This is a genomic window from Arthrobacter sp. 3Tela_A (assembly GCF_049311025.1).
In the GTDB taxonomy this organism is placed as follows: Bacteria; Actinomycetota; Actinomycetes; order Actinomycetales; family Micrococcaceae; genus Arthrobacter_B.
On sequence record NZ_JAXIOM010000053.1, the window covers coordinates 1 to 26,492 of the forward strand.

20 protein-coding genes are annotated in these 26,492 nt (G+C 64.9%); 6 read left to right on the forward strand and 14 right to left on the reverse strand.

Translation table 11 applies throughout. The annotated features are described in order from the left end of the window. Positions 1 to 48: 48 nt before the first annotated feature. The 4 genes from TVC13_RS14230 to TVC13_RS14245 are packed head-to-tail and all read right to left on the reverse strand — an operon-like array spanning position 49 to position 5,589. Positions 49 to 1,947 carry an IucA/IucC family protein gene (locus TVC13_RS14230; protein WP_422401841.1) on the reverse strand — a complete coding sequence of 633 codons (1,899 nt, stop codon included), beginning with the start codon at positions 1,945 to 1,947 and terminating at the stop codon, positions 49 to 51. Then, positions 1,944 to 2,498, reverse strand: a complete 555-nt coding sequence (locus tag TVC13_RS14235) for a GNAT family N-acetyltransferase (protein ID WP_422401842.1) — start codon at positions 2,496 to 2,498, stop codon at positions 1,944 to 1,946. Before TVC13_RS14235 ends, TVC13_RS14230 begins: the two co-directional genes overlap by 4 nt. Then, positions 2,495 to 3,994 (reverse strand): lysine N(6)-hydroxylase/L-ornithine N(5)-oxygenase family protein, encoded by a 1,500-nt coding sequence (locus TVC13_RS14240; protein WP_422401843.1) that lies wholly within the window; start codon positions 3,992 to 3,994, stop codon positions 2,495 to 2,497. The genes TVC13_RS14235 and TVC13_RS14240 overlap by 4 nt, the downstream gene beginning before the upstream one ends. After that, entirely contained in the window at positions 3,991 to 5,589 is a 1,599-nt protein-coding gene (locus TVC13_RS14245) for a pyridoxal phosphate-dependent decarboxylase family protein (RefSeq protein ID WP_422401844.1), read from the reverse strand. Before TVC13_RS14245 ends, TVC13_RS14240 begins: the two co-directional genes overlap by 4 nt. A gap of 234 nt (positions 5,590 to 5,823) precedes the next feature. Here TVC13_RS14245 and TVC13_RS14250 point away from each other — a divergent pair, with 234 nt between their 5' ends. Beyond that, complete coding sequence (locus TVC13_RS14250) at positions 5,824 to 6,270, forward strand: hypothetical protein (protein ID WP_422401845.1); 447 nt, start codon at positions 5,824 to 5,826, stop codon at positions 6,268 to 6,270. A 48-nt stretch (positions 6,271 to 6,318) separates the two neighbouring features. After that, on the forward strand, positions 6,319 to 6,624 hold the full coding sequence (locus TVC13_RS14255; RefSeq protein WP_422401846.1) for a hypothetical protein: 306 nt from the start codon (positions 6,319 to 6,321) through the stop codon (positions 6,622 to 6,624). On the opposite strand, the gene TVC13_RS14260 is transcribed toward TVC13_RS14255, so the two are convergent. The 5 genes from TVC13_RS14260 to TVC13_RS14280 form a co-directional block, all read right to left on the reverse strand. After that, positions 6,566 to 7,507 carry a hypothetical protein gene (locus TVC13_RS14260; RefSeq protein ID WP_422401847.1) on the reverse strand — a complete coding sequence of 314 codons (942 nt, stop codon included), beginning with the start codon at positions 7,505 to 7,507 and terminating at the stop codon, positions 6,566 to 6,568. The genes TVC13_RS14255 and TVC13_RS14260 overlap by 59 nt on opposite strands. A gap of 532 nt (positions 7,508 to 8,039) precedes the next feature. Beyond that, on the reverse strand, positions 8,040 to 8,957 hold the full coding sequence (locus TVC13_RS14265) for an RluA family pseudouridine synthase (protein ID WP_422401859.1): 918 nt from the start codon (positions 8,955 to 8,957) through the stop codon (positions 8,040 to 8,042). Between the two features lie 768 nt (positions 8,958 to 9,725). Then, positions 9,726 to 11,057 (reverse strand): DUF222 domain-containing protein, encoded by a 1,332-nt coding sequence (locus tag TVC13_RS14270; RefSeq protein ID WP_422401848.1) that lies wholly within the window; start codon positions 11,055 to 11,057, stop codon positions 9,726 to 9,728. Between the two features lie 571 nt (positions 11,058 to 11,628). Next, on the reverse strand, positions 11,629 to 12,432 hold the full coding sequence (locus tag TVC13_RS14275; protein WP_422401849.1) for a DNA-formamidopyrimidine glycosylase family protein: 804 nt from the start codon (positions 12,430 to 12,432) through the stop codon (positions 11,629 to 11,631). A 35-nt stretch (positions 12,433 to 12,467) separates the two neighbouring features. Next, positions 12,468 to 17,306, reverse strand: a complete 4,839-nt coding sequence (locus TVC13_RS14280) for an ATP-dependent helicase (RefSeq protein ID WP_422401850.1) — start codon at positions 17,304 to 17,306, stop codon at positions 12,468 to 12,470. Between the two features lie 207 nt (positions 17,307 to 17,513). Here TVC13_RS14280 and TVC13_RS14285 point away from each other — a divergent pair, with 207 nt between their 5' ends. Further along, positions 17,514 to 18,008 carry a hypothetical protein gene (locus TVC13_RS14285; RefSeq protein WP_422401851.1) on the forward strand — a complete coding sequence of 165 codons (495 nt, stop codon included), beginning with the start codon at positions 17,514 to 17,516 and terminating at the stop codon, positions 18,006 to 18,008. A 104-nt stretch (positions 18,009 to 18,112) separates the two neighbouring features. Here the strand turns inward: TVC13_RS14285 and putP are convergent, their stop codons facing one another. The 3 genes from putP to rlmH form a co-directional block, all read right to left on the reverse strand. Further along, positions 18,113 to 19,615: a sodium/proline symporter PutP gene (gene putP / locus TVC13_RS14290; protein WP_422401852.1), complete on the reverse strand. Its 1,503-nt coding sequence runs from the start codon at positions 19,613 to 19,615 to the stop codon at positions 18,113 to 18,115. 165 nt (positions 19,616 to 19,780) lie between these two features. Beyond that, on the reverse strand, positions 19,781 to 20,434 hold the full coding sequence (locus TVC13_RS14295; RefSeq protein ID WP_422401853.1) for a DUF4232 domain-containing protein: 654 nt from the start codon (positions 20,432 to 20,434) through the stop codon (positions 19,781 to 19,783). An 86-nt stretch (positions 20,435 to 20,520) separates the two neighbouring features. Further along, positions 20,521 to 20,976, reverse strand: a complete 456-nt coding sequence (rlmH, locus tag TVC13_RS14300) for a 23S rRNA (pseudouridine(1915)-N(3))-methyltransferase RlmH (RefSeq protein WP_422401854.1) — start codon at positions 20,974 to 20,976, stop codon at positions 20,521 to 20,523. Between the two features lie 115 nt (positions 20,977 to 21,091). Here rlmH and TVC13_RS14305 point away from each other — a divergent pair, with 115 nt between their 5' ends. Next, positions 21,092 to 21,973, forward strand: coding sequence for a patatin-like phospholipase family protein (locus tag TVC13_RS14305; protein WP_422401855.1), 882 nt, complete (start codon positions 21,092 to 21,094; stop codon positions 21,971 to 21,973). 49 nt (positions 21,974 to 22,022) lie between these two features. Here TVC13_RS14305 and TVC13_RS14310 read toward each other — a convergent pair whose 3' ends face one another. Beyond that, entirely contained in the window at positions 22,023 to 22,628 is a 606-nt protein-coding gene (locus tag TVC13_RS14310; RefSeq protein ID WP_422401856.1) for a TetR family transcriptional regulator, read from the reverse strand. Positions 22,629 to 22,708: 80 nt separating this feature from the next. Between TVC13_RS14310 and TVC13_RS14315 the strand changes: the two genes are divergently transcribed. Continuing rightward, a complete protein-coding gene (locus TVC13_RS14315) occupies positions 22,709 to 24,325 on the forward strand; it encodes an FAD-binding protein (RefSeq protein ID WP_422401857.1) in 1,617 nt (538 codons plus the stop codon). 54 nt (positions 24,326 to 24,379) lie between these two features. Here TVC13_RS14315 and TVC13_RS14320 read toward each other — a convergent pair whose 3' ends face one another. Next, positions 24,380 to 24,655: a hypothetical protein gene (locus TVC13_RS14320; RefSeq protein ID WP_325791309.1), complete on the reverse strand. Its 276-nt coding sequence runs from the start codon at positions 24,653 to 24,655 to the stop codon at positions 24,380 to 24,382. Between the two features lie 739 nt (positions 24,656 to 25,394). On the opposite strand from TVC13_RS14320, the gene TVC13_RS14325 reads away from it, so the two are divergent. Then, entirely contained in the window at positions 25,395 to 26,411 is a 1,017-nt protein-coding gene (locus tag TVC13_RS14325; RefSeq protein ID WP_422401858.1) for a DUF808 domain-containing protein, read from the forward strand. Positions 26,412 to 26,492 lie beyond the last annotated feature (81 nt).

The following is a 26,492-nucleotide window of genomic DNA, read 5'->3' on the forward strand; positions in this document are numbered from 1 at the left end:
GCCCAGCAGCCCCCCCTGCCCAGCAGCCCCCTGCGACGGGCTGGCCTTCTACGGGCGGCGGTCCTCTGCAGCATCGCTCTCCGCAGACCTGTTCTCCGCAGACCTGTTCTCCGCAGACCTGTTCTCCGCAGTGCGGGCCAGCGGATTGACCAGTGTGCCGCAGAATTGCAGTCCGCCCGATGGATCGGAGATGTCCAGCATCTGCTGGTTGTTGCGCAGCTGGAGGCGGTTGAGGCATGAACGCGCAAAATCCGGGGCAAAGAGATTATGGGCGGCGAATTCTTCGGCGAGTTCGGGATGGTCTGCCTGGTATCCCCGAACCACGCCGGCCACCGTGTCCCAGAACTCCGACTGCGGCAGCTGCCCGTCCTCGTGGAGGACAGCGGCCAGGAACCGGAAGAAGCAGTCGATGACGTCTGTGAAGAGCGAAAGCACCTGCTCCTCGGCCGGTACATCCACGCGGATGCGGGCCACCTCCTCCGGCAGGTCGACCTTGCCCGCCATCACGATGATTTCCTCACCAATGTCCTTCATTAATGCCCGGTCCGGAACACCGTTCTTCAGGACCAGGATGAGGTTCTCCCCGTGCGGCATAAAGGCCAGCCGGTAGGAATAGAAGCAGTGCAGCACCGGCACCAGGTACGCGTGAAGATACTCCTGCAGCCAGGCGCGCGCCGGAAGTCCGGACTGCTGGATGAGTGCGGAAACGAAAGGAGTCCCGGCCTGGTCGGTATGCAGCAGGGACGCCATGGTAGCCAGCTGCTCACCAGGCCCCAGCCGGGTCAGCGGACTTTCCCGCCACAGCGCTGCCAGCATTTTCCGGTAGGGGGATCCCTTGGGGGCAGCGGCGTCGTAATACCGGTTGGTGTAACCCATGGCGGCCGTTTCCCGCAGGATTTCGAAACCGGTGCCGGCCAGGACGGAATCAGCACGGATCAGCTGGTCCAGCCATTCGTTAATGGCTGGGGTGGACACCATGTACTCGGCAGAAAGACCGCGCATAAACCCCATATTCACCACGGAGAGTGCCGTTTTGACGTAGCAGCGGGTCGGCTCGCTCCGGTTAAAAAACGTCCGGATGGACTGCTGTGCCTGGTACACATCCTCCGAGGGGCCCAGATGGACTATGTGCTGCTGGGCAACATCTGCCGCAAACGTAACGCTGAGCTTGTTCTCCCACTGCCACGGGTGCACCGGCATCAGCAGATAGTCCCCGGGATCCAGCTTCCGCGCCCGGAGAGCGGATTCAAATCCTGCCTGCACGCCGGCATCGAGCTCGGCAGCCAGCAGTGCCTGGTAATCCAGACCGGACACGGAAGTGAAGCGGGCCCGGTCCTTCCGGGCCGCGATCCAGTGCAGCCGGATGCCGGCGCCGGCCTCCGGCGCGTAGGAGAGGTAGCTGTGCAGCCCAAAGCCCAGCCGGCCGTTGTTGGCCACGAAACACGGGTGTCCTTCGGTCATGGAGGCTTCCACTGCCTGGAAATCCGCGGCCGGATCGATGCCGCCCGTCACGCCTGACACCAGCGCGGCCGAGCTGTGAAAGGAGCCGCTGTGCTTGTACGCGTGGGAGGCCAGGGTGCTGGAGATTTCCTCCAGATAGACCGGAAGCATGGCCTCACTGATGCCCAGTGTCTGTGCGAATTCGGTAACAAATACCAGGGCGTCCAGTTCAGTGGTGCGTCCGTCGACGGATCGGGCAATGCTCGCCGCCGGAATGCTCCAGTGCTCCAGCTCAAGAATTTCCGCCTGGAAGGAGTAGGTGGCAGTGCCGTCGTCGGAGGTTAGGCGGTAGCTGCCCGGGCCGGTTCGCTCGGGCCGGAGAATCAGCTCGTGCGAGAACTCTGCCAGTGCCTTGCGGATGACGTGGCGGTTGGCAGCCGACCAGCGTTCCGGAGTGAGGTGCCAGGCTTCCCGGTTCGATGTTGTGGGTTCGACGGCGGTGCTCATCGGATTGCTCCTTCGAAAGTCGTGCGGCTGCTGCCGGCTGTGCCAAGGAATTGCTCCCGGGTGCAGAAAGACAGCAGGGCGGTTTTGTCCGGCAGTTCGATGCGGCTGTGGGGCTGGAATCCCATGCGCTCGTTGAGGGTATGGATCTTGGTGTTGCGGACATCAGGTTCCACAACCACCCGCTGGGTCTGCGGGGCAGAGAAAAGGAAAACCATGACCGCCTGGAAGGCAGCGAGGGTAAAACCGTGCCGGGGGTTGTCCGGCGGGCCCATAAGCAGGTGCATGCCGCGGTCTCCCGGTTGGACCGGATACAGGCCTGCCAGCGGAGAGTGCTCCGGAGCGTAGCTTTCCATCAGGAACGCCGGAGCGTTCCCATGCAGTCCCAGCCATGCCTCGTGATGCGGGTTTGCGTCGATTCCCGCGTATTCACTGTGTACCTCGTACACGGTTGCGGTGCTCATGCCCCAGAACCGTGCGTAGTCCCGGAGCATCCAGCTGTGCAGGAGGGGTGCGTCGGCTGCCGGGTCAACCGGCCGGAAATCGAACCTCATGCCACTGCTCCTTCCGTCTTTACCGCTGAAGCCGCCCGATAGTTTGCCGGCGCGTTCGCCGGCCGGCTCAGGTCTGCGAGCCCGAACTGCTGGAACGTGGTGCTGGTTTCCACCGGGTAGTACTCCCAGCCGAGGATTTCCCGCAGGATGGTCGAGTTCCGGTAAGCAGCCATCCCCAGGTCGGGGGAGGTGAACCCGTGGGTGTGCAGCTCGGCATTCTGCACAAAGATCTCCCCTGGTTTCACACCGATCCCGTAGTTGCGGTCCACATCGAACCGGCCGCAGCTGTCCCGCCGGATGCGGTCGCTGATGCCCTGCAGGAAGGCAGGTTCACGGTAGGAATACCCGGTCGCCAGCACCACGGCGCCGGTCGTGAGTTCACCGCTGGTTCCCTGCTCCGGGTGGTGCAGTTCCAGCCGGTGCTGCCCGGCGTCAGGGTCGTAGCTGCTGCCGGTGACTTCCGTTCCGGTGAGCAGCCGGACGGGCAGCGGCCCGGAAAGGCTGCGCGCGTACAGGGCGTCGTAGATCTCGTTGATCAGCGCCGCGTCGATGCCCTTGTACAGGTTCTTCTGCGATCCGATGAGCCGGTCACGGGCGCCGGAGGGAAGCGCATGGAAGTAATCCACGTAGTCCGGGGAAGTCATTTCAAGGGTGAGCTTGGTGTATTCCAGCGGAAAGAAGCGGCCCGAACGTGTCACCCAGTTGAGCTCGTAGCTGCCCGGCCCGCAGTCCTGAAGCAGGTCGAGGAAGACTTCGGCAGCACTTTGCCCGCTCCCGACTACGGTTATGCTCCGCTGCATCTGGAGGGCGGCTTTGGCATCCAGGTAGTCGCTGTTGTGGATGGCTGTCCCTCCGCCGGCCAGTATTCCTGTGCAAGACGGCGGGATTTCGGGCTGGGTGCCCGTGCCCAGCACCAGCCGGCGGGCGGCATGAACCTGGGTGCCGCCGTCGTGCCGTGTGCGCACCAGGTACCTGCCGCCGTCGTGCGCTGTCTGTTCATAGCGGATGTCCGTGACCTCGTGGCCGAACCGGACGCTGGGCAGCTGTTCCGCGACCCACTGGCAGTAGGCATTGAATTCGGCGCGCAGCGGATAGAAGTCCTCGCGGATGTAAAAGCGGTACAGCCTGCCCGTGGCCTTGAGGAAGTTCAGGAACGAGTACCGGGAGGTGGGGTCCGCCAGCGACACCAGATCCGCCATGAACGGCACCTGCAGGTGTGCGGTCTCGAGCATCATTCCCGGGTGCCAGTCGAAGCCGGGCCGGGCATCGAAGAACACGGCGTCCAGCTCGGTGACCGGTTCAGAGAGTGCTGCCAGGCCAAGGTTGAAGGGCCCGACGCCGATGCCGATCACATCATGGACGGTCGGCCCGGGTTCGGGCCGGCGGGCGGGTTCGGTGAGGCCCGGGTGTGTGCTCTCGGCGGTGTCCTTGCCGGCGCCCTTGCCGGTGCCCTTGCTGGTGCCGGACTCCGGGTGCTGCTGGATACGGCGTTTCATGCTGCTGCTCCTGCCGGGGACCCGGTCGCTGCGCCGGTTGCAGCGGCGGCCGGGCTGCCTGCCGCTGCAGCGGAGAGCCAGTCGGCGGCGTGGGAGCGGATCAGGCCCAGAATCCGTTCGATGTCTGCCTGCGTTGCCGTGGGGTTCAGCAGCGTGAGCTTCAGGAAGTTCCGTCCGTCCACGGTGGTGGCGGCGACGACGGCTTCACCCGAGGCGGAGAGGGCTGAACGGATCCAGCGGTTCAGCGCATCGCAGGTTTCACCGTCTAGTCCGCTGGGCCGGAACCGGAATACGACGGTGCTTAGCTGGACTCGGGCGGCAAGTTCGAAGTCCCGATCGGCTTCGATCAGGCGGCCGGTCTCCTGGGCGAGGTCAATGGCGGCTTCGAGCAGGGCCCCTATGCCGTCGGCCCCGGTGACACGCAGCGTGAGCCAGAGTTTGAGGGCGTCAAACCGTCGGGTGGTCTGGATGCTGTGGTCCACCTGGTTCGGGATTTCGGGGTCCGCCGAATCCTCGGGATTGAGGTAGTCCGAGTAGTGCAGGATATGGCGCAGTTCTGCGGCGTCGCGCACCAGGACGGCACTGGAGGAGACCGGCTGGAAGAACGTCTTGTGGTAGTCGACGGTGACGGAATCTGCGGCGCCTATTCCGGAGAGCCGGCGCCGGTACTTGACGGAAGTGAGCAGGCCGCCGCCGTACGCGGCGTCGACATGCAGCCACGCGCCGAACTCGGAGCTCAGCGCCGCGCATTCCAGCAGCGGGTCGATACTTCCAAAGTCCGTTGTCCCTGCCGTGGCCACAATGGCCATTGGAACTTCGCCGCGGCTGCGGGACTCAGCCAGAGCGTTCCGCAGTGCCTGGGGCCGAAGCCTGCGGTCGGCGTCGCACTCAATCAGGTGGACTGCGTCTTCTCCCAGCCCCAGCAGTGCCGCGGACTTGCGGATGCTGAAGTGGCTGGCTTCGGAGGCGAAGATGCGCAGCCGTCCCAAAAGCTCCGGAAGCCGTTCGCTGCGTTCCTGCGCCGCGGCGTCCCGCCGGAGTGCAGCCACCGCACGGTTGCGGGCGATGAGCAGTGCCTGAAGGTTCGAGGTGGTGCCTCCGCTGGTGAAGACGCCGCTTGCCGCGGAGCCAAGTCCCAGGCGGTCTGCGGTCCAGCGGAGCAGGCGCCGCTCGATCAGCGTGGCTCCGGCGCTTTGGTCCCAGGTGTCCATGGAGGAGTTCACGGCGCTGAGAATGGTCTCGCCGACCAGGGCGGGAATGGCCACCGGGCAGTTTAGGTGCGCGGCGTAGGCGGGATTGTGGAAGTAGACGGCGTCCCGCAGGTAGAGCGGGTGGAGTTCCTCCAGAGCTGCGCTGGTGGTGCCCAGCGGCTGGTCCAGGTCCACGGCGTCGATCGCGGGGGCGAGGTCCCGGGGATGCCGCCCCGTGAACGGCCGGCTGGCTGAGCCGATGGAACGGGTCACGGCCGACATGCCCAGCAGGTTCTCGGACAGGTACTGTCCGGTGGAGGCCCCCGTCAGCAGTGGGACTGCTGGGTGCGCGCCTGCCTGCTGGTTATCTGCGGAGCCAAGCTCCGTCTTCTGCAAAGTACTCACTGCGATCTCCCTGGAAGGTCTCAAGACGATAACGCAGGTTAGCCTGTCCTTACTTGGGTCATTACGTCAAACTTTTATGTCTTAATTCGCCGCGATGGGGATAAAGTCTGTTTCCCGGTGCAAAATGACGCGCGATGTGCGCGCGCGTATGGGCGGGGTCCGCTTGTGCAATCGGATATCAGTAGGCTTAGTATCTATTCAAAGGACACGTTGCGATCGGAAGGCGAGCTGCAGATGACTGAACAGAACCCGGACCACAGCGACAACCCGGCGCTGGCCGATGACCTCGCGGAGGTTGTGACGCCGGATGAGCTGAGCGTCGTATCCGGTGAGGAACTTCTGGACGAAGACGAACTCACGGACGCGGAAGACCTCTCCTACCCGGGTGCCGCGGAAGACAATCCGGACAACTGGCAGGAAGATCCGCTGATTAACGAAGAACCGCTCGCAGGCGAACCCGGTGCCGAGTCCGACCAGACGCTCCGCGACGAAACAGCCGAAGAGCGTTATGAGGAAGGCGCGTCGCAGATCCCACCGGAGGAACCCACCATCGGCGAAGCAGCACGCGATGTTGATTTTGGCGACTCGTCGGTGGACCCGCTTGAGGACGGCAGTGATGACCCTGCCCATGCCGGCGGTGACCCGCTCTCATCCTTTAACCCGGATGATGAGCCGCTCTAGGCCCCAAATCGACTGAAGGCATTCTTCCGCCGGGACTACGGTGGAAGGATGCCTTCTTTTCGCGTCCAGCTCAGCATCCTTGGCCTGCGGCCCGGAAACCAGCCCGAGGCGGTGATGGATGCCGCGGTTGAGGCCCTGGAAGCCAGCCATCATGTGGAGGCGAACCAGCTGGACATCGTCTCAGGCGTCCCGCGCATTACGCTGCGGTTCATGGTTCCGGCCAACGAGTATGGGGTGGAAAACTCCCAGGCACGGCGTGCCGCCATGAACATGCGGCACGCGGTGGAGCAGGTAGCTAGGTGCGAACAACTTCGAGTGCTTCGCCGGCAGCGGGGGCGCTGGCTTCCGCTTTGAGCCATTCCCGCTGCCGGCGCCGCTCCGCGTGATCAACCTGGTGGCGCCGGGAGCCGGCTGACACCAGGATGAGAAAGCCCCCAATGAAGGCTCCGGCTGCGGCTGGCACTGAGGTCTCTACGGTGAGGATTCGGGCGAAGCCCACTGCGGTCAGGCCTGCGACGACGGTGAGCGCTGCCGCGAGATGGCCCCGGTCCGTCATGGAGACCGTGGTGATCCCGATGACCGTCGCAACGAGGGCTATCAGCGACCATGCCTCTCCGCCCCATCCGGCTACATCTGCGTCCAGCGCGGTAAGCCAGCTGCCCAGCCCTGACAGCAGCGCAAGGGTGGACACACCCAGCAGGAAGGCTGCAGGAACGTCTGCCGCTGCCGTTTCACCGCGGGACTCAGCGGCCCAGGTATTCGACAGATGAATGGCGGTCAGACCGATTCCTATCCCGAGAGCAGCGAACCCGGTGGCCGCAGCGGGGTTCCCTGCTTCAACAGCCCACAACCACAGAGTGCCGATTGCTGCGGATCCGGCACTGATCGGTCCGGTCCAGGCCTGCCTCGGGTTGGTCCGCTGGGCGGGTAGCCACTGCCAGGCGGCATAGCCGGCGGCGCCTGCCAGGACGGGAAGCCACACCAGCCAGATCCAGGCGTATGCACCGAGCAGGGAAGCTGAAGGGTCAAGAACGCTTCCGGGATCATTGTTGATTTGCGGCCATCCGGAAGTGGTGCGTGTCAGGGCGTAGGCCGCGACAAGGGCAGTGGCCGTACAAGTGGTGACTGCGGCGCGGCGGACGGTGTCCTCGCGTGAGGGGCCGTGTTCGTGCGGGAAATCGGCTTCCTGCGGATGAACATTCATTCGGTCTTCGGTTTCTGCGCGTCCATCCTTCAAATACGCATCCTCCAAATACGCATCGTCCCGAGGGGCAGCATCCCGAGGCTCAGCACCCCGTGTAGCTCGGGCGGAAACCAGCCGTTGGGCAATCCGCATCGGATTGAAGCTGCTCCTGAGATGGTAGGCCCGTCCGGAGGAGTCCCTCGTGGTTGCACCGGACAGAATGCTGCCGAAGGATCCGTGTTGGAGCTCTGCCGTCTCCTGCTCAGCAGCGGCGGGTGAAATGCTCGGCGAGGTTTTACTTCTGCGCGGTGCCGTACGGGTATGCACGGTGGGAGGAGCTGCCGGCGGGGGTGAAGGGGCCAGCGGGGGCACAAAGACAAGGGCATCGGTAGTGGCTGTGCCGCGCGGGCTTTTGCTGCGCTTTGCCGCGGGCGGTTGCGCGTCCTCGGCTGCCTCAGCGGGGCGTGCGGGATGGGGAAGCATGCCGGTTTCCTTTGCCTCAGTGAGTCCTTCGGGTACCTAACCCGGGATGGATCCACCAAAGCGTAGCGGCACGAGTCCAGCTGTGGAAGAGGGAATTTGCAGGTCAGCGGGTGGTTGCCGGGGCTGGAAAGGCATCCAGGGACAGTTCGCTGCGGTACTGGACAGGCTGCTTCGTCAGCGGATCGTTGAACTCGACCGAACGGGCGAGCAGCTGCAGCGGCTTGCTGTAGTCGTCGGGTCCCTGCTCCTGCAGGACCGGATAGAACGGGTCGTTCAGGATTCCGATGCCCAGCGACGCCATGTGCACACGGAGCTGGTGGGTCTTCCCGGTGTGCGGGAGCAGACGGTAGCGTCCAAGTCCACCGGCTGCTTCAAGAAGCTCCACCCGTGTTTCCGCATTCGGTTCGCCGGGGACTTCCTGGGCGAGCAGGTACGTCCTGGATTTGATCATGCGGCTGCGGATGACTGCAGGAAGGGCAAGCTCCGGGCGGACCGGGGCTACAGCCTCGTATTCCTTTTCGATGCGGCGCTTTTCAAAGAGAACCTGGTACTTTCCGCGGGTTTCCGGGTTCGTTGAGAAGAGGAGCACCCCCGCGGTCATTCGATCCAGGCGGTGCATAGGAATGAGGTCCGGAATATCGAGTGCGACCCGCAACCGCACCAGGGCTGATTCGGCAACGTACATTCCTCCCGGTGTGGTTGGAAGAAAGTGCGGCTTGTCCACGACGAGCAGGTTTTCGTCCTGGTGGAGGATGTTGATTTCAACGGGCAAACGCTCTTCCGGCGGAAGTTCGCGGTAGTACCAGATGAAGGTGTGCTCAGTCAGCGGAGTTGTCCGGTCCAGCGGCACACCGCCGATCCCCACGACTTCGCCGCGGTCAAACCTGTCTGCAATGCCTTTTGGGTTCACATGGCCGAACCGTTCAAGGACGTACTCGAAAGCGGTATTCCAGGGGCCCTCGGGGGGAAGCCGCAGACGTGTCGCGTTCACGCCGTTGCGGACCGGAAGAGGGGATTGCATCACCCTTCAAGGGTACCGGCGGTGCGGATTCCAGTTTTCCCGCTGCGGACTCGCCCGGTGGATTACCTTAGGCCCATGACTGAGGGGGATGGGCGCAGGCCCAGTTTTCGGGGCGCGGCTGAGCGTCATGGTGCTGCCAACCGCGGGAGGGTGCCACTCGTTTCGTGCAGGTGGCTCCTGGCTGCGGCGTTGGTGCCGCTGCTGTTTCCAGTTGCCGGGTGCGCTAATGCCTGCACCGCCGTCGGATGGTTAGACGAACTTGAAGTCGAAATCACGGGCAGCGGTGCCGAGGAGGTGGACCGCTTGGAAGTCTGTTTTGACGGTTCTTGCTTTTCCAGTGGTGTCATCGATCCTGACGAAGTAGGCCCGCGGCCCGATACCGTAGCGGCAGCGAGATCCGGGACGGGCTGGACGGTTACGACGTCGATGCAGACTCCCGGCACCGTCCAGCTCCGGGCATCTTCGGAGAGCGGTGAAGTTCTCACAGAGCACACGGTTGATCTCAGCTGGAAACGTGTCGGTGGCTCGGCACGCTGTGGGGGGCCGCACGAGGCCAGGACGACAATCTCGCTGGGCCCGTGATGGTTGGGTTGAACCACCACTGGTTCTGTAATACGTACGGCGGCCGAACTGCGGCCGCTCCCGTTAGGCAGCCGTGTTGGTCGCGGGCGGTGTAGTGGGCCCACAGGGCACAGGGGTGTGCACGCCGCTCACGGTGGTCTAAAGCTCACGCTCTAAAGCTGACGGTGCTCTAAAGCTCGCGGTGATCTAAAACGGCGGCGGGTCCTCCCCTGCGGTAGAAGGTCGGGGCCTTGTCCTGCGATGGGCGCCGTCGGACTTTGCCGCAGAGGCGGGAGTCACCTGCGTCGTGCCGAAGTCCAGTTGGGCTGCGGTGCTGTACCGGCGTCGCAGCGGCGAGACCCACTCGAGTTTCCCCGGTTGGGGCTGGCGGGCTTCCCACAGACCGAGAGTCTTGAGCCGGTGGTGTTTCGGACAGAGGTTGCTCAGGTTGCCGTGGTCCGTTTGCCCGCCTTGGCCCCAGGGAACGGTGTGGTCAATTTCTGTTCGAAAAGTGCTGACCCGGCACCCTGGAAACCGGCATGTTCCGTCCCGGGCCTGCAACCACCGTCTCAAACCGGCCGGGACCTTCCTTCGCCGGCCAACGGCCAGAATCTCGCCGGACGAGTTGTCTCTCAAGATCCCAGTCCAGTGCAGCGCCTGGCCTGCCAGCCTGCGGGCAGCGTCCGCGGCAATCGGTCCGTAACCATTCAGTTCGGCCGGTTTATCGTCCGTGCCAATCAGGGTCTCTGCATCAATGAGGACCATAATCTCCGTCCGGATTCCGGCGGGGTCTTCGGCTGGAAGCGGGACCGGAGCGGCAGCAGCAGCAGCCAGTTCACCGGAACTGGGCAAGGAACTGCCTGCAGGAGATGAGCCGGCCGACGACGGAACCTTCAGAAGCAGAGAGGTGAGCGAATCGGTTCGGAGCTGGTCCAGCGTCCGCTGGTCTCCGGCAGAACGGGCAGCCCGCGCGGACGCAGTCAGGGAATTGAAGATCGCCTGGCCCTTTTCTGCGGCGACCAGGGCACAGAGTTCCATCATGCCGTCCGGCTTCGGGTCGAGGCTTACGCGTCTCAGCTCGAGCGCCTGCCGGTGCCGGACGGTTATGGTCTCAGGCCAGCGGGATTCACGCATCCGGCGTGCTTTCACTGCGAACTGGGCGCAGGTCCGTCCTTCGGCCAGCTGGATGAGCTCGTCCTCAAACTTGGGTGCCGCATGCGACGGCACCGTCTGGAGTTCGTCCATGATCCGTTGTGCGTGTCGGTAACTAATGGACCCGCGAGAGAGCTGGGCGTGGGTGGAACGGTTCACAGTGCAGAGCGTGCCAGACTCACTGACAAGTGCCAGCGCACTCATGTGGGGCAGGTTCAGGGCTGAGCCGACTTCGGCGGCAGCGGCGGAAAGCGCCAGGGAACCTTCTACGGGACCGAGGTTCTCCTCTATGTCGCGGCGCAGGTCGTTCTCGATTCGGTGGATGATCAGTGCCTGCTGAGCCTGAGCCCAGGAGACAAGGGCAGCCAGTTGCTTCAGGACCGGCACTGTATCTGCCGCGGAGATCGAATGTGCTTGAGCAAGCTCTAGACGTCCTCTGAAGCCAGGCCCCGGGGTTGTATCTGTCGCCGTCTGGGCATTGGGGTGATCCTCGGCTAGGCACGATGCATCGGTTGCTGTCTCGGCGACGGTGAACGTATCCAGAAAAGCAAAAGTGCGATGGGCAGGCGGGATCTCGGGTTCGTCCTCCCGTTTCTTGTTGCTGCTGTCCGGCCTCATAGGACCAGCCTTCCGGGCGAAAGAACGCGGCCCAAGCGAAAGCATTCTAATTGTGGAGAAACATCCGGGGCTGGTGTGCGCATCGAATCCTGGGGAGGAACAGTGGGAACGTCGGGTCAGCTCACGAAAGGCTGGCAATGCGGACAGAATTGGGGAGGGGAGCAGGAACGGGCAAGCGCCGGGTCAGCTCACGAAAGGCTGGCAATGCGGACAGAATTGGGGAGGGGAGCAGGAACGGGCAAGCGCCCGGTCAGCCCAAGAGGGCTGGCAATGCGGACAGAGTTGGGGAAGAAAGCAGGAACGGGCAAGCGCCCGTTCAGTCCAAGGGGCAAGCGCCCGGTCAGCCCACGGGCTGGCAATGCGGACAGTAATACAGGTCCCGCAGTTCCAGTTCTGTATTCCCGACAAGTTCGTGAACCACTTTGGTTCCGCAGCGCAGGCAGCCGCGCTTCTCCCTGTTGTAGACCCAGAGTGGATCCCGTCCCGCCAAACCTGTGGTGATTCGCCGTGAACGGGTCTTGTTGGCTTCCAGCAGCCGCTTCGAGAGATCCACGAGTCGCTCCAGATCCGGAACATCCCGTACGGGAGTTAGCGGATGGACGCCGACGAGGAAACACAGTTCGCAGCGGTAGACGTTGCCGATGCCTGCCAGATTCCGCTGGTCGAGCAGCGCCAGCCCAACCGGACGCTCCGGCACCGATCCCAGCCGGCGAAGAGCCTCCGCAGCATCCCAGTCCGGACCCAGCAGATCGGGGCCGAGGTAGCCGACGGCTTCCTGCTCGCCGCTGCGGGGGAAAACACGCAGGATTCCGAGCTCGAACCCCACAGCCTGTTTCTCCGCAGTTTCAAGCACAGCGCGTGCTTTGAAGGCCGGGCGGCGCCAGCGCTCGCCGCGCCCGTAGACGTGCCAGAGCCCTTCCATCTTTAGGTGTGAGTGGATGCTCCAGCCTTCGGTGTCTCCGGGGCCGGGGGCAACGCGGATCAGCAGGTGCTTTCCGCGGGAAACTACCTCTTCAACCGTTCGTCCGCTGAGGTCGGTGGTGGCAAAGCGGGGTACCCGGAAATCGGTCCGGGTCAGTTCGGCGCCGGCCAGCGCAGTGTTCAGTCCCCGGGCAGCACGCCAGACGGTATCTCCCTCAGGCACTGCGCACCTCCGGGGTTTGCGGCACAGCGTAAGCCTCAGACACGGTAGCGAAGTCCCTTCGGTGTTGAATAGAACCCTGCGGCCAGTAATGCCGTAGCCACCGGGGTGTCCAGGACATCAACACCGTTGGCTTTCTCCACGGCCATCTTCTCGGCCGCACCCCGGCGGATAATCCCCACCAGCGCTGCACCGGCCAGGAGCAGGATCTCTGCATCGTCCGTATACGTCAGCAGCGTCTTGCCGCCGCGCTCCACATAGAGCACCAGTTCACCGTCGACCATCACCACCAAAGCTCCCGCCTTGCGCCCGGGACGGTGGCCGCCGTCGGACGCTGGCCAAGGCAGGGCAGCACCATACGGGTTAGCCGGGTCCGTTGCTGCCAGTGCCACAGCCTCGGGTTGGGGAACCGCAAGCTGGTTCTCCCGTGAGAAGGACCGCAGCCGGTCCACCGTGGCGGGAACCGCAAACTGGGCCGCACCCAGCTGCTCAATGAAGTAACCGCGCCGGCAGCGTCCCATCTCCTCGAGCCGGGCCAGCACTTTGTACAGCAGTCCGAACCCTCCGGGCACGCCTTCGCTGGCAACGGATCCCCGGGTCACCACCCCGTACCGGTCCATCAGCAGCTCAGCGGTGGCATGTGCGTGGACAGTGGTGTCCGTTTCAACCGCCGGCAGCAGGCTCCAGCGCCCGGCGACCAGCGGCTGCGGACCGCGTGCCGGAACATTCCCCGCCGCGCCGGCCAGCCGCAGCGACGAACTGCTCAGCGAACCGCGGCCCATCCGCCCCAGCCGGGCAGTGCGCGCCCGCGGAGTCGAAGCCCGCTGCTTGTGCGCGGTTTTTCCGCCGGAAAGCAGAGACCGGACAGGTGTAAACGTGTCATTGGTGATCCTGCCGGCCCAGACCAGTTCCCAGAGAGCGGTGATGATCTCCGCGTCGGGAAGCAGCGCGCTGCCGTCCTGCAGCGGCACACTGTTCACCGCTTCGGAGAGCTGCCGGAAGAAGTACGCGCCGGAACCGGAGAGCAAATCCAGCAGCCGGGACTGCAGCTCCGACGGCACAAAGTCAGGATCCGGGTTGAGGGTCAGAGCGGCATTCTCAGCAAGGTGCAGCGAGATCCAGCCGTCATTCCCGGGCAGCGATCCGGTGCCGGACCAGATCACCTCACCCGTCGCGGAGAGCTCGTCGAGCATGGACGGCGCGTAGTCGCGCACCCGCGATCCCAGGATCAGCGGCTCCCACGCGGACGCCGGGATCGGCACACCGGAGAGCTGGTCGATCACTGTAGCGACGCCGTCGAGCCCCCGCAGCGAGGACCCCACGTTCTGCCAGACCGGCAGGAAACGCCCGTAGGTGGGCGGATCCACGGGTTCGACGTCGGAGCGCAGCGCAGCCAGCGAACGGCGCCGCAGCCGGCGCAGCACCTCCGCGTCGCACCACTCCGAACCCGCCGGAACGCCGGGCATCGTGATGACCGCCGGAGGGAACTGGTCCACGCCCGACGCAGCATCCAGCACCTGCGCCTCCGTAGGGCGGAACTCGCCCTCCGCAACGCGGCCCTCACCGGCCAGCCGCTGCAGGGTTGTGGTAACGACGGCGACGCCGAGTCCCAGCCTGGCAGCCGCCTCCGCTGCCGTGAAGGGACCGTGGGTGCGTGCATAGCGTCCCACCAGGTCGCCGAGCGGATCCGGCACCGGCTCGATGAAGGCCAGCGGAACGCCCATGGGCAGCGGAACGCCCAGAGCGTCGCGCAGCCGGGCAGCGTCCTCAATAGCTGCATAACGCTGGGTACCGGCAATTCCGGATTGGAGGGCGCGGTTCGCACGGACCAGTTCGCGCAGCAGCTGTTCCGCGTCGGCCTCCGTCGCATGCTCTGCAGCGCCGGAACCCGGTTCACCTGCAACCGGCTCCAGTCGAACAGCGACCTCCGCCGCAGTCAGCGGCCCGAGCAGACGCAGCAGGTCGGCGATACCTTCCAGTCCGCGCGCACGCCGGTCCGGAGCCAGACGCTGCAGCTCGGCTTCGGTCTGCGCGATGATCCTCGCGTCCAGCAGCTCGCGCAGCTCGGCCCGTCCCAGCAGCTCATTCAGCAGCGTCGGGTCCAGGGACAGGGCAGCCGCGCGGCGCTCTGCCAGTGGGGAATCGCCCTCGTAGAGGAACGCACCCACGTAGCCAAAGAGCAGTGACCGGGCGAACGGCGAAGGCTGAGGCGTGGTGGTTTCCACCAGCCGGATTTCGCGGCGCTCGACGGCGGCGGCAAGGTCCTTGAGCGCAGGAAGATCGTAGACGTCCTGCAGGCATTCCCGCACCGTTTCAAGCACGATTGGGAACGTCGGGAACTTGCGGGCCACATCCAGGAGCTGGGCGGATCGCTGGCGCTGCTGCCACAGCGGGGTCCGCTTGGCGGGGTTCTGCCGCGGAAGCAGCAGCGCCCGGGCAGCACACTCCCGGAAACGCGACGCGAACAGGGCCGAGCCGCCCACCTCAGCGGTGACGATGGCCTCGAGTTCATCCGGTTCGAACAGGAACAGCTCGGCGCCGGGCGGTTCGTCCTCCATCAGCGGCACCCGCAGCACAATGCCGTCGTCGGACGCCATCGCGGAACCGTCCAGGCCGTAGCGCTGCTGCAGCCGGGCGCCGACGGCCAGCGCCCACGGAGCATGGACCGGCATGCCGAACGGGCTGTGGAGGACTACACGCCAGTCGCCCAGCTCATCGTGGAACCGCTCAATGACCAGGGTCCTGTCGCTCGGCACCACATCGGTGGCCTGCTGCTGCTCGCGCAGGTACGCCATCAGGTTCCCGGACGCCCATTCATCGAGCCCGACGGCGGCGAGCCGCTCACGCGCTTCCGTCTCGCCCGTGCCGGCCATCTCACGGACGAACTTGCCCAGTGCCCGGCCCAGCTCAACCGGCCGCCCCTGGGAATCGCCGCGCCAGAACGGCAGCTTGCCCGGCTGCCCGAAGGCAGGGGAGACCAGAACCCGGTCGTGGGTGATGTCTTCAATCCGCCAGCTAGTGGCGCCGAGGGCGAAGATGTCCCCCACCCGGGATTCGTAAACCATCTCCTCGTCGAGTTCACCGACCCGGCGGCTGTTCTTGCCCTCCGAATCGCCCACCAGGTACACCCCGAAGAGCCCGCGGTCCGGAATAGTGCCGCCGGAAGTGACTGCCAGCCGCTGGGCGCCCGGGCGTCCCGTAATCGTGTTCTCGTTGCGGTCCCAGATGATGCGCGGCCGCAGTTCGGCAAACTCATCGGAGGGATAACGGCCGGAAAGCAGGTCGAGGGTGGCTTCAAATGCCGAACGGGGGAGTCCGGCGAAGGGCGCGGAACTGCGCACGACGTCGAACCATTCCTCCACATCGATGCTCCCCAAAGCGCTGGCCGCGACGGTCTGCTGCGCCAGGATGTCCAGCGGATTTGCCGGAATAAAAAGGGGTTCGATCTGCCCGGCGAGCATCCGTTCCACGGTAACGGCCGAGTTCAGCAGGTCGCCGCGGTGCTTGGGGAACATCACGCCCTGGGAGATTTCTCCGACCTGGTGTCCGGCCCGCCCAACGCGCTGCAGTCCGCTGGCCACCGACGGCGGGGATTCGACCTGGACCACCAGATCCACGGCACCCATGTCGATGCCCAGTTCCAGCGAGCTCGTCGCCACCACACACCGCAGCCGCCCGGACTTCAGGTCATCCTCGATCATGGCCCGCTGGTCCTTGGACACCGACCCGTGATGGGCGCGCGCCAGGACGGGGGCGTCGTCGTCGACGGCGATGTCCTCCTGCCGTGCGCGGATGGAGACACCCGCCTGAGCCATCAGCTGCGCCGGAGCACGTCCCGCCGGCGCTGAGGGGACCGGCGCGCCGTCCGTTCCCGTGGCTGCCTGGGCCGCTTCGACCCGGTAGGCGTGGATCTCATTCAGCCGGGCAGTTAGCCGTTCGGCAAGACGCCGGGAATTGGCAAAGACGATCGTGGAGCGGTTGGCCTCGATCAGGTCCGCGATCTTCTCCTCCACATGTGGCCAGATACTGGCCTGCGGAGCGAACCCGCCCTCCACAGTGTCCTCTGCCGGGGCCTGCCCGAGGTCCGTCATGTCCTCCACAGGGACGGTGACGGTCAGGTTCCAGTTCTTCCGCGACTTGGGAGAGACGATCCGCACGGGGGCGTTGCCGCCGAGGAACCGTGCCACCGTCTCCTGCGGTTCAACGGTGGCGGAAAGACCGATGCGCTGCACCGGTTTGTCCAGCATGGCATCCAGGCGGGCCAGCGAGACCGCCAGGTGGGCACCTCGCTTGGTGCCGGCCACGGCGTGGACCTCGTCCACAATGACGGTGTCCACCTCGGACAGCGTTTCCCGGGCCTGGGAAGTAAGCATCAGGAACAGGGACTCCGGCGTAGTGATCAGGATGTCCGGCGGCCGGGTCAGCAGGGCACGCCGCTCATTCTGCGGGGTGTCCCCGGACCTTACGCCCACGGTGATGGACGGTGCCGGCAGGCCCAGCCGCTTCGCCGTCTGCGTGATGCCGATCAGCGGAGCACGGAGGTTCCGCTCCACGTCCACGCCCAAGGCCTTCAGCGGCGAAATGTAGAGGACCTTCGTCTTGCGCTTGGGCACCCGTGAACGCCCGCGGCCGGATGCAGCGGATTCAGGATCCGGCGCAGGAGAGTTCGCGGCGTCGGCAATAAAACGGTCCAAGGACCAGAGGAAGGCAGCGAGCGTCTTGCCGGACCCGGTAGGGGCGATGACCAGGGCATTCGACCCTTCCGAGACCGCATCCCAGGCACCGATCTGGGCAGGAGTCGGCTCCGTGAAGGCCCCCGTGAACCAGTCCCGGGTGGCGGGGGTGAATTTCTGGAGCACCGAACCTGCCGACATCATGCACCCATTGTTCACCACCACACTGACAATGCGCGGCACCCATCCGGTCCGTTCGGCTCCCGGCTAAATGCCCGCGTGCGGAACCTGCCGGGCCTGCTCTGGACGTGTCTCCGGCCCAACGCGCCGGTCCTGTAGGCCACCGGTAAAGTCCGGCCCCCGCGCTCCTATATCTTGGGAATGTCCGTAGCGTGGAGTGTCAGGGGGATCATGGCTGAGGCGGTACTTCGTTCCGTGGAGGTGGCCGGTCCCGCCGTCGTGCGGCTGGCACGGGCACGGCGCCGGAGGATGGCGGCCCAGATTCTCATGCTCGCCAGTTGGGCACTGCTGCTCCCGGCCATTCTGCTGGTGCTCCTGAGCGGGCTGCTTCCACCGCTGATAGGCGAGGCAGGCTCGTACCTGCTTGTGGTCTGTTTCCTGCTCGGATTCGCGCTCTGGATTCCGGAATCATTTTTCCGCAGGCGCGAGGAGGCGGCACGGCACAAAGCTTTTCCGGAGGTGGAATCAGCGCTGGTCCGGTTGCGCGCCGGCTGGGAGATGGAGTGGCATTCACCCTACGGTCCTGGACGGGAACGCCTCGTCTCCCGCGGAAGCTGGAAGCAGCGCTTCGAATGGCGGGTGGCTTACCGGGGCGGAACCATGTTCCTCACTGAAATCCCGGCCGCAGAGCACGAGGAAGACGACGACGAGGATCAGGGCGACTGAAGCTTCAGCGGCCTGCCTTTGCCGGCCCGATTGGTCCCGCAACCGCCCCACCGCGGCGGACGATGGCCTGCAGGCAGGCCATCGTCCGCCGGATGGTGGATCAGTTAGCGCGCGGGAACCGCTTCCGGCTCCTCGGCACCGCGCCGGGCCAGGTCCCGCGCTTCATCGAAGTCGCTGTCCAGTCCAGCCGGAGCACGGGTGAGCAGGCTGACGACGACGGCGAGGAGCAGGTTCACGGCGAAGCCGGGGATGATTTCGTACAGAGTGGAGGAGAGCTCCGAGCTGCCCCACGCGAACGCGGTGACGGCGCCGGCGGCCATGCCGGTGAGGGCTCCGGCCGTGGTGAGGCGGCGCCAGAACAGGCACAGCAGGATGGTGGGGCCGAAGGCGGCGCCGAAGCCGGCCCAGGCAAAGCCCACCAGGTCCAGGATCGAGTTACTGCGGTCCAGGGCCAGGAGGATGGATACCACGGAGACCACCAGCACCGCACCGCGGCCGAGCATCACCAGCACGCGCTGGGACGCGTTCTTCTTGACCACGATCTTGTACAGGTCCTCCACCAGGGCGGAGGACGTGACGATCAGCTGGGAGGAAATGGTGCTCATGATCGCGGCCAGGACGGCTGCCAGCACAAACCCGGCAACCAGCGGGTGGAACAGTGCCTGCGCCATGCTCAGGAACACCGCTTCGGGATCATTCAGTGTGAGGTTGTTCTGCTGGAACCAGGCCGCGCCTACCAGGGCCGTGAACACGGCACCTATAACGCTGAGCACCATCCAGCCCACGCCGATGCGGCGGCCGGCAACGGCGTCGGCCGGGGAGCGCAGCGCCATAAAGCGGACGATGATGTGCGGCTGCCCAAAGTAGCCCAGGCCCCAGGCGAGTGCCGAGATCACGGCCAGCGCCGTCGTACCGGCAATGGGGTTGAGCATGTCCGGATCGATTTCGCGCAGGGACTCAGCCATGCCGGACGGCCCGCCCACCAGGAAGATGCCCACCAGCGGAACAGCGATGAGGGCGAGCAGCATCATCAGGCCCTGCACTACGTCCGTGTAGCTGGCGCCCAGGAACCCGCCAAAGAGGGTGTAGGCAATGGTCACTCCGCCCACGATCAGCATGCCGGTGGTGTAGCTGGATCCGAAGGAGCTCTCGAAGAAGACGCCGCCGGCTACCATGCCGGAGGAAACGTAGAAGGTGAAGAAGACCAGGATGATGATGCCGGAAACCACGCGCAGCAGCCGGCTGCGGTCCTTGAGGCGGTTTTCCAGGAAACTCGGCACCGTGATCGAGTTATTTGCCACCAGGGTGTAGGAACGCAGCCTAGGGGCGACGAACTTCCAGTTCAGCCACGCACCGACAGTCAGCCCGACGGCGATCCAGGCCTCGGTAAGGCCGGAAAGGTAGATGGCACCGGGCAGGCCCATCAGCAGCCACCCGGACATGTCCGAGGCACCGGCGCTGAGTGCTGCGACACCTGGCTTCAGTCCCCGCCCGGCCAGCATGTAGTCATCCAGGTTGGAGGTGCGGCGGTACGCCCACCACCCGATGCCCAGCATGGCAGCCATGTAAATGATCAGGGCAATCAGCTTGTACGTTTCGTCAGTCATGTAGCCGTTCCGGTCAGTTCCGTATCACGTTGGTCAAGGTCAGGACGGCCTGCGTACAGCTGAAAAAACGGTGTCGCAGGCCACAAGTGCCCAACAGTATGCCAACTGGAGAACGGGACGGCCAATTTGCCAGCGTGCGGTTTTGGCTGTCGGAAGTGCCCTGTGCTAGCGCGGCCCGGCCAGCGGACCGACCTCCAAAAGCTCGACTTCTTCGCTGCTGCAGCCGTATCCGGCACGGGCAAAGTTGACGTAGGCGGTGTCGTCCGGGGGGAAGATGCGGAGTCCGGAAACCGGCACCATTCTGCAGTCTTCGCCATAGTTTTCCGGGCGGGTTTCGCGCAGTGAAGCGACGGCGGATTGCCCCGGTTCCAGGGTCACGGCGACGGCAGCTGTTCCGACGGAACGGGTAGCCGGCGCCCCGACCTGCGTTCCGGATTGTCCAAGGTAGGAGACACCGGGGTATCCGAAGGTGGTGCACGATTCGGGGGAGGTATTTGTCAGCACCAGGTCCCGGTAGACGCTGCCGGCAGCACCGCCGCCGGGGGTGTCTTCGACCGTGGCGGAGAGTTTGTCCGCGGTGCAGGGTCCAGTGCCTTCGACAGGGGAGGGTGCTGAGGTTTCCGGTTCGGCCGTGGCGCTGGAGGAAGTGCCCGCGCTGGGCGAGGCAGTCGCCGTCGTGATGGCTGACGGAGTGGGGGACGCCGCGGACGGGGACTCTTCTGCCTCGTTGCCGCCGCCGCTGCAGCCCGTCAGCACAAGCCCGGCTGCGAGCAGCCCGGCAACGAGCAGTGACGGGGAAGCGGAAACCTTGGTTCTCATGGCTTCACCCTGAACCTGCTTCCTGACATGGTCAAACTGCACCGCGGCGCGTCACCCAAGCACACCGAATTGTTACGGACCCAGCCCTACTCGTGGTGGTAGGGGCGTCCGGCAGCGATCTCCTGGGCACGGTAGACCTGCTCCGCAAGGATCAGCCTGACCAGCTGGTGCGGGAACACCAAGGGGGAGAGGGACCAGACGAAGTCCGCGCGGTCGTGCACACTCTGGTCCACCCCGTACGCTCCGCCGATAATCAGCGTGACGTTGCGCGAATTATCGAGCGGTTTCTGCAGCGTCTTCGCCAGCTGCGGCGAGGTGATGGCCTTTCCGCGCTCATCAAGCAGGATCACGTAGTCGCTGCCGAGCTTGGCCAGCAGCCGCTCCGACTCCTCCTTGCGGGCGGCGTCGTTCTCCCGGGCGGAGTGCGGAATTGAAACCCAGGAGAGGTCGAAAGGCTTCTTCAGCCGCTTTTCGTAGCGGCGGATCCCGTCAACCACCCAGTCCTCGTGCTTGCGGCCGACCATCAGAACGCGTAATGCCATGTCTCTATTGAATACCGGCGGCGGGCAGGGCAGAAACGCACTGTGTGGGTGCTCCAACGCGGTCCGCAGGTCTAGACTCCCGGGCATTGGTCCGGAGACGAACGGAGTGCACAGCATGAGCCAGACACGGGCGGTTGTCCTGGGCGGCGGGGGAGTGGCCGGGATCGCATGGGAGATGGGTGTGCTTGCGGCGCTGCTGGAGGAGGGGGTTGACCTCAACGCGGCGGACCTGGTGGTGGGAACCTCTGCCGGTTCGATGGTGGGCGCGGCGCTGCGCTCCGGTCTGCTGCAGCAGGTCCTGAAGGCACAGCTCGACGACGCGGAGCAGGCGCTGGCCGCGCAGGGAACCGACGTGCCGTACCAGGATCCCAGCGGATTCAGCAGTGAGGCGTTCATTGAGCTCACGGCGACGGCGGGGCGCGGGGACGGCGATGAGAAGGCCGCCCGGGCGCGGGTAGGCCAGCTGGCGCGTACCACTCCGGCGGTGATGACCGAAGGGGAGTGGGTTTCCAGTATCCGTTCGCTGCTGCCGCAGCCGGAGTGGCCGGACAAACCGTTTGGCATTGCGGTGGTGGATGCGGAGAACGGATCGTTTACGGTTCTGGATGCCACGTCCGACGTCGAACTGGCCAGGGCGGTGGCAGCCAGCTGCGCGGTGCCCACGGTGTGGCCGCCGGTCACTATCCTGGGCCGGTCCTATATGGACGGCGGAATGCGCTCGGCCACCAACGCCGACGTCGCCGAGGGGTACGGCAAGGTGCTGGTGCTGGCCTGCGGGCCGGAGGCTCCCCAAAGCCCGTTCGGCCCCAGCCTGCCGCAGGCACTGGCGAAGCTCCAGCAGCACAGCAGCACCTTTGTCATAGAGGCTGATGAAGCAGCCCTGCGCGACTTCGGGGCAAACCCGCTGCTGCGCTCCACCCGGATTCCGGCGTCGGCGGCCGGGCGGCGTCAGGGCTCGGAAGCGGCGGCAGCTCTGCGGGACTTCTGGCTCGTGTGAGCACAGGCTCCGTGCTGGCGGCCCGTGTGTCAGACCGGCGGGGCTGGAATCAGCGGGGCACGTCCGGCGAAGAAATGAACTGCAAGCTCCGAAGCGCCCGGGTCACCACGGCTGCCGGTGGCTCGGAGGAGTCCTGGGCAGCCCAGAAGGCCAGAGCTTCCATGATCACGGCCTGGACCGCGGAGGCTGCGGCCCGGGGAAGGAGCGCTCCAGGAGTTTCCTCCATTCGCCGGGCAATGACCTCCACCAGCTGCCCGTGCCAGAGCCTGAACATCTCTGACTGCACCGCCTGGAGCTCCGGAGTCGAGACGATCAGGCGGATGCGCGCCCGGTTGACCTCAAGCTCGTCGTCCGAGAGGTCAAACGCCGAGACCACGGCGGCAATGATGGCCTCGATGAGAGGCATGTCATCCGTTGTGTTTTCAAAGCCCTGGCGCAGAGCGTCAAAGGCGCTGTCCACCACGCCCCAGACAATGTCCGCCTTGGCTGGAAAATAGCGGTGAAGGGTGCGCAGGCTCACCCCGGTTTCCTCGGCAATCCGGCCCAGCGTCACGCCGTCGTAGCCATGCCGGAGTACCGATTCGAGGGCCCGGGCACGCAGGTCGGACACCTCGGCGAGCGGAGGGCGGCCCGGTGCCCGCCTGCTGGAATTCATCTGCCCAGCGTAGACCCTTGTCGGCCGGCCTCCTTTATGGCATAGTCTGCCAAAATTGGAACATCGACAAAGGGGTCGTTATGCCGGAAACTCAGCAGTTTGATGTCATCGTGGTCGGTTATGGCGACGCCGGAGCCGCGGCAGCGATCGAAGCCGCAGACAACGGGGCGAGAGTACTGGTCCTGGACCGTGCCTACGGAGGCGGAGCGAGTGCACTCTCCGGCGGAGTGGTCTACGCCGGCGGCGGCACCCGCCAGCAGCGCGAGGCCGGGTACAGCGACACCGTGGAGAACCTCTACAACTACCTGAAGCAGGAGTCCGGCGACAGCGTGGATGAGGCTACCCTTCAGCGGTTCTGCGAGGAGAGCCCCGGCATGATCACCTGGCTCGAGGAGCAGGGAGCGCAGTTCGCCGGCAGCGTCGCCCCGTACAAGACGTCCTACCCGACTGACCGTCACTACCTCTACTACTCCGGTAATGAGAAGGCCTACCCCTACAACCTCACCGCTGAACCTGCTCCCCGCGGCCACCGGGCAGTCGCGAAGGGTCTGGCCTCCGGAAAGGTGCTCTGGCAGAGCCTCGCCGGTTCCGCCAAGCGCAAGGGCGTCACGTTCCTGCCGCTTGCCCGGGTCAGCAGTCTCATCATCGAAGACGGTGCGGTAAAGGGCGTCCGCTACCGGGCACTGGACCAGGCGCATCCCAACGCTGCCGAGCACGCCAAGCTGACCAAGCGCACCGGCAAGATCGGCAACTGGGCCCCTGACCTTGTTAAGAAACAGATCACCAAGATCGAGAAGCTGTGGAATGAAGGCTCGGTGGAACGCGAAGCCCGCGGATCTGCCGTGGTCCTCGCTGCGGGCGGGTTCATCTACAACAAGGAATGGGTTGCCCGTTACGCTCCGGAGTTCACCAGTATTTCGCCGCTGGGCACCCCCGCTGACGACGGCCAGGGTATTCAGCTGGGCCTGGACGCTGGGGCGGCCACTGCCAAGATGGGCAACGTGACAGCATGGCGTTTCCTCTCCCCGCCAAGCGCTTTCATTGAAGGGGTCACCGTCGGTGTGAACGGAGACCGGATCAAGAACGAGGACCTGTACGGGGCTACGCACGGCAACGTGCTGATGCGCGAATTTGGTGGCAAGGGCTGGGCGGTCTACGACTCCGTGAGCTGGAAGAAAGCCAGGGGCCAGGTCTGGTCCCAGACCCAGATCTTCCAAAAACTGCAGGTGGTTTTCCTGATGACCATCGGGCACAAGAAGGCCCGCACGCTCGGTGCGCTCGCAGCCAAGATGGGGGTTGATGCCGCCGGGCTGGGCAAAACCGTGGACGCGTACAACCGGGGGATTGCTGACGGCAGCGGGGACCCGGCTCATAAGGACCCGGAGCTCTCAATCCCGCTGCTGAAGGCTCCGTTCTACGCCTTCGACATTTCCGTTGACTCCTCATCGTTCTATCCGATTCCAGGGCTGACGCTCGGAGGGCTTGTGACGGACGGGGAAACGGGTCTGGTCAAGCGCCAGGACGGGACACTCATTCCAGGGCTCTACGCTGCCGGGCGCAATGCGGTGGGCGTCTGCTCCAATTCCTATGTGAGTGGGCTGTCCCTTGCGGACTGCATCTTCAGCGGGCGGCGGGCAGGAAGGCACGCCGCCGCACAGCTGAGGTCCGCCGATGAGCGCGAACCCACACGCGGTTAGACGAACCGCAGCGTGTCCTTCCCCGGGGTCGTAACGGGGAAGGACGCCTCAGGGTCAAGGCGGAGGCAGCTTCGTCGATTTGGGGCGCCCGTCAGCTTTGCCGCCCTCGATTCCGCCGACGCCGGTCACATCACCGATGTAACGCCGTCCGGAAACCTCGTTCCAGCGGTTGGCGGAGACTTCCTTGCGCACCAGCCACTTGCCGTCGTCGGGGCATTCCATCACCAGCAGGACTCCGCCAGGTGCCACCTGGTAGGCGTAGCGTGTGCCGTTCTCTTCGTCGTCGAGTTCTTCCACCGGGCCGTCTGCCCGCAGAATCCTTACGCTCACCGAATTCTCCCGCCCTGTGGCCGTTGCAGAACTAATTGGCTGAGGGCAGGACACTAGCAGGGGGGAGGGGCGCCGGACAGGGCAGCAGACACTGCGAAAACGGCGTCGCCGCGGGCTCACCGTGTTTCTGCGGACAAGTGCATAAGGTGGATCATGTTTGTTAAAGGAAATTCATATGTCCGGCTCATTGGCGTCCCAGAGAGGAAGGGTCTGTTCGCCAAGGGTCACAACGTCTACGAGGTAATGACAGTGCCTGGCGTCATCGAAGTAGTCCCCGCCGAGCAATTGGCGGGTGCCTTGGGCTTGGGCCCAAGCGGCCCTTGGGTTGATCTGCAGGAATGCCAGAGGACCGCCAAACGTCTCTACCTGCAGGGTGAATCTCAGTGCTGGGTCGAATATCCAACGGCAATCGTTGTTGACGGAAATCCTTCCGAAATGGATGACTCTTGATAATGGCAGCAGTGAAGGCGTGCGGTAACCAGGTGTATATCGATTTCCCAATGTAGGTTCGGTCGTCTTCGTCTTAGTGCAGGTCGTTGTGGCTGTACTGAAGTTCCGATGGCCAGCATTGCGCCCCTGCGAGGAGCCTGGCGGGTCCATCTGATGGCGCACTCCACGGCTCAGCAGATGACCGTGGCTGGAGCCCGCCGCGGACCTATAATTCCGGTATGGCAAATCCGCGCCCGAACGGCGCTACCCACAAATACTGCACCGTCCCCACCCAGCCCGGAGGCAGACTGTGAGCGGCGGGCTCGTCGCCCTGCTGGACGACGTCGCTGCCCTGGCCCGCATCGCGGCCGCGTCGGTGGATGACATCGCGGCAGGTGCCGCGAAAGCGGGAGCCAAGGCCGCCGGCGTCGTTATTGATGATGCCGCAGTGACACCGCAGTACGTTTCCGGGGCAGACCCGTCCCGCGAACTGCCGATGATCAAGAAGATCTTCTGGGGTTCGCTGCGCAACAAGCTGCTGATTATCCTGCCTGCGCTGCTGCTGATTAGCGCATTTATCCCGGGCGTCATCCCGTTCATCCTGATGCTCGGCGGCACTTACCTCTGCTACGAGGGCGCCGAGAAGGTCTGGCATAAGTTCTTTGGCCACCATGAGGCGAAGAAGGAACCCGCAGTTGAACGGGGGCCCGACGCCGAGTCCAAGGTGATCAAGGGCGCCATCACCACGGACTTCATCCTTTCCTGCGAAATCATGGTCATCGCCATGAACGAGGTGGGGGACGCCTCCATCTGGATCCGTGCTGTCATCCTCGTGGTCGTGGCGATCGCCATTACGGTGCTCGTCTACGGCGCCGTTGGACTGATCGTGAAGATGGACGACATTGGGCTGCACCTGGCAGGCAAGGACTCCCAGGCGTCCAAACGCGTCGGCGGACTGCTGGTCAAGGGCATGCCTGCCGTGCTGGCTGCCATCACCTTCGTGGGAACCATCGCCATGCTCTGGGTTGGAGGCCACATCATGCTGGTGGGTGCCTCCGACCTTGGCTGGCATGCACCGTATGACCTCGTGCACGTGCTGGAGCATCCTGTAGCCGAGCTCGCAGTCGTGGGCGGCTTCCTCGGCTGGCTCGTGAACACTCTCTGCTCGGCGGTTGCCGGGCTGGCTTGGGGCCTGGTTGTTATGGCTATTCTGGTGCCGCTGAAGAAGGTCCTGCCCTTCGGGAAGAAGAAGGGCGCGGAGCCCGGCGACACCCGCGCCGCCGTCGCCGGTCACCGGCCGAAGAAAACGGACGACGACGCCGGCTAAGGGGCGCCCAACGTCCGCCGACAGCGCGAACCGGACAAAGCGAAAGGCCCCGCGTGCCGGTTTTATAAATGGGACCGGGGG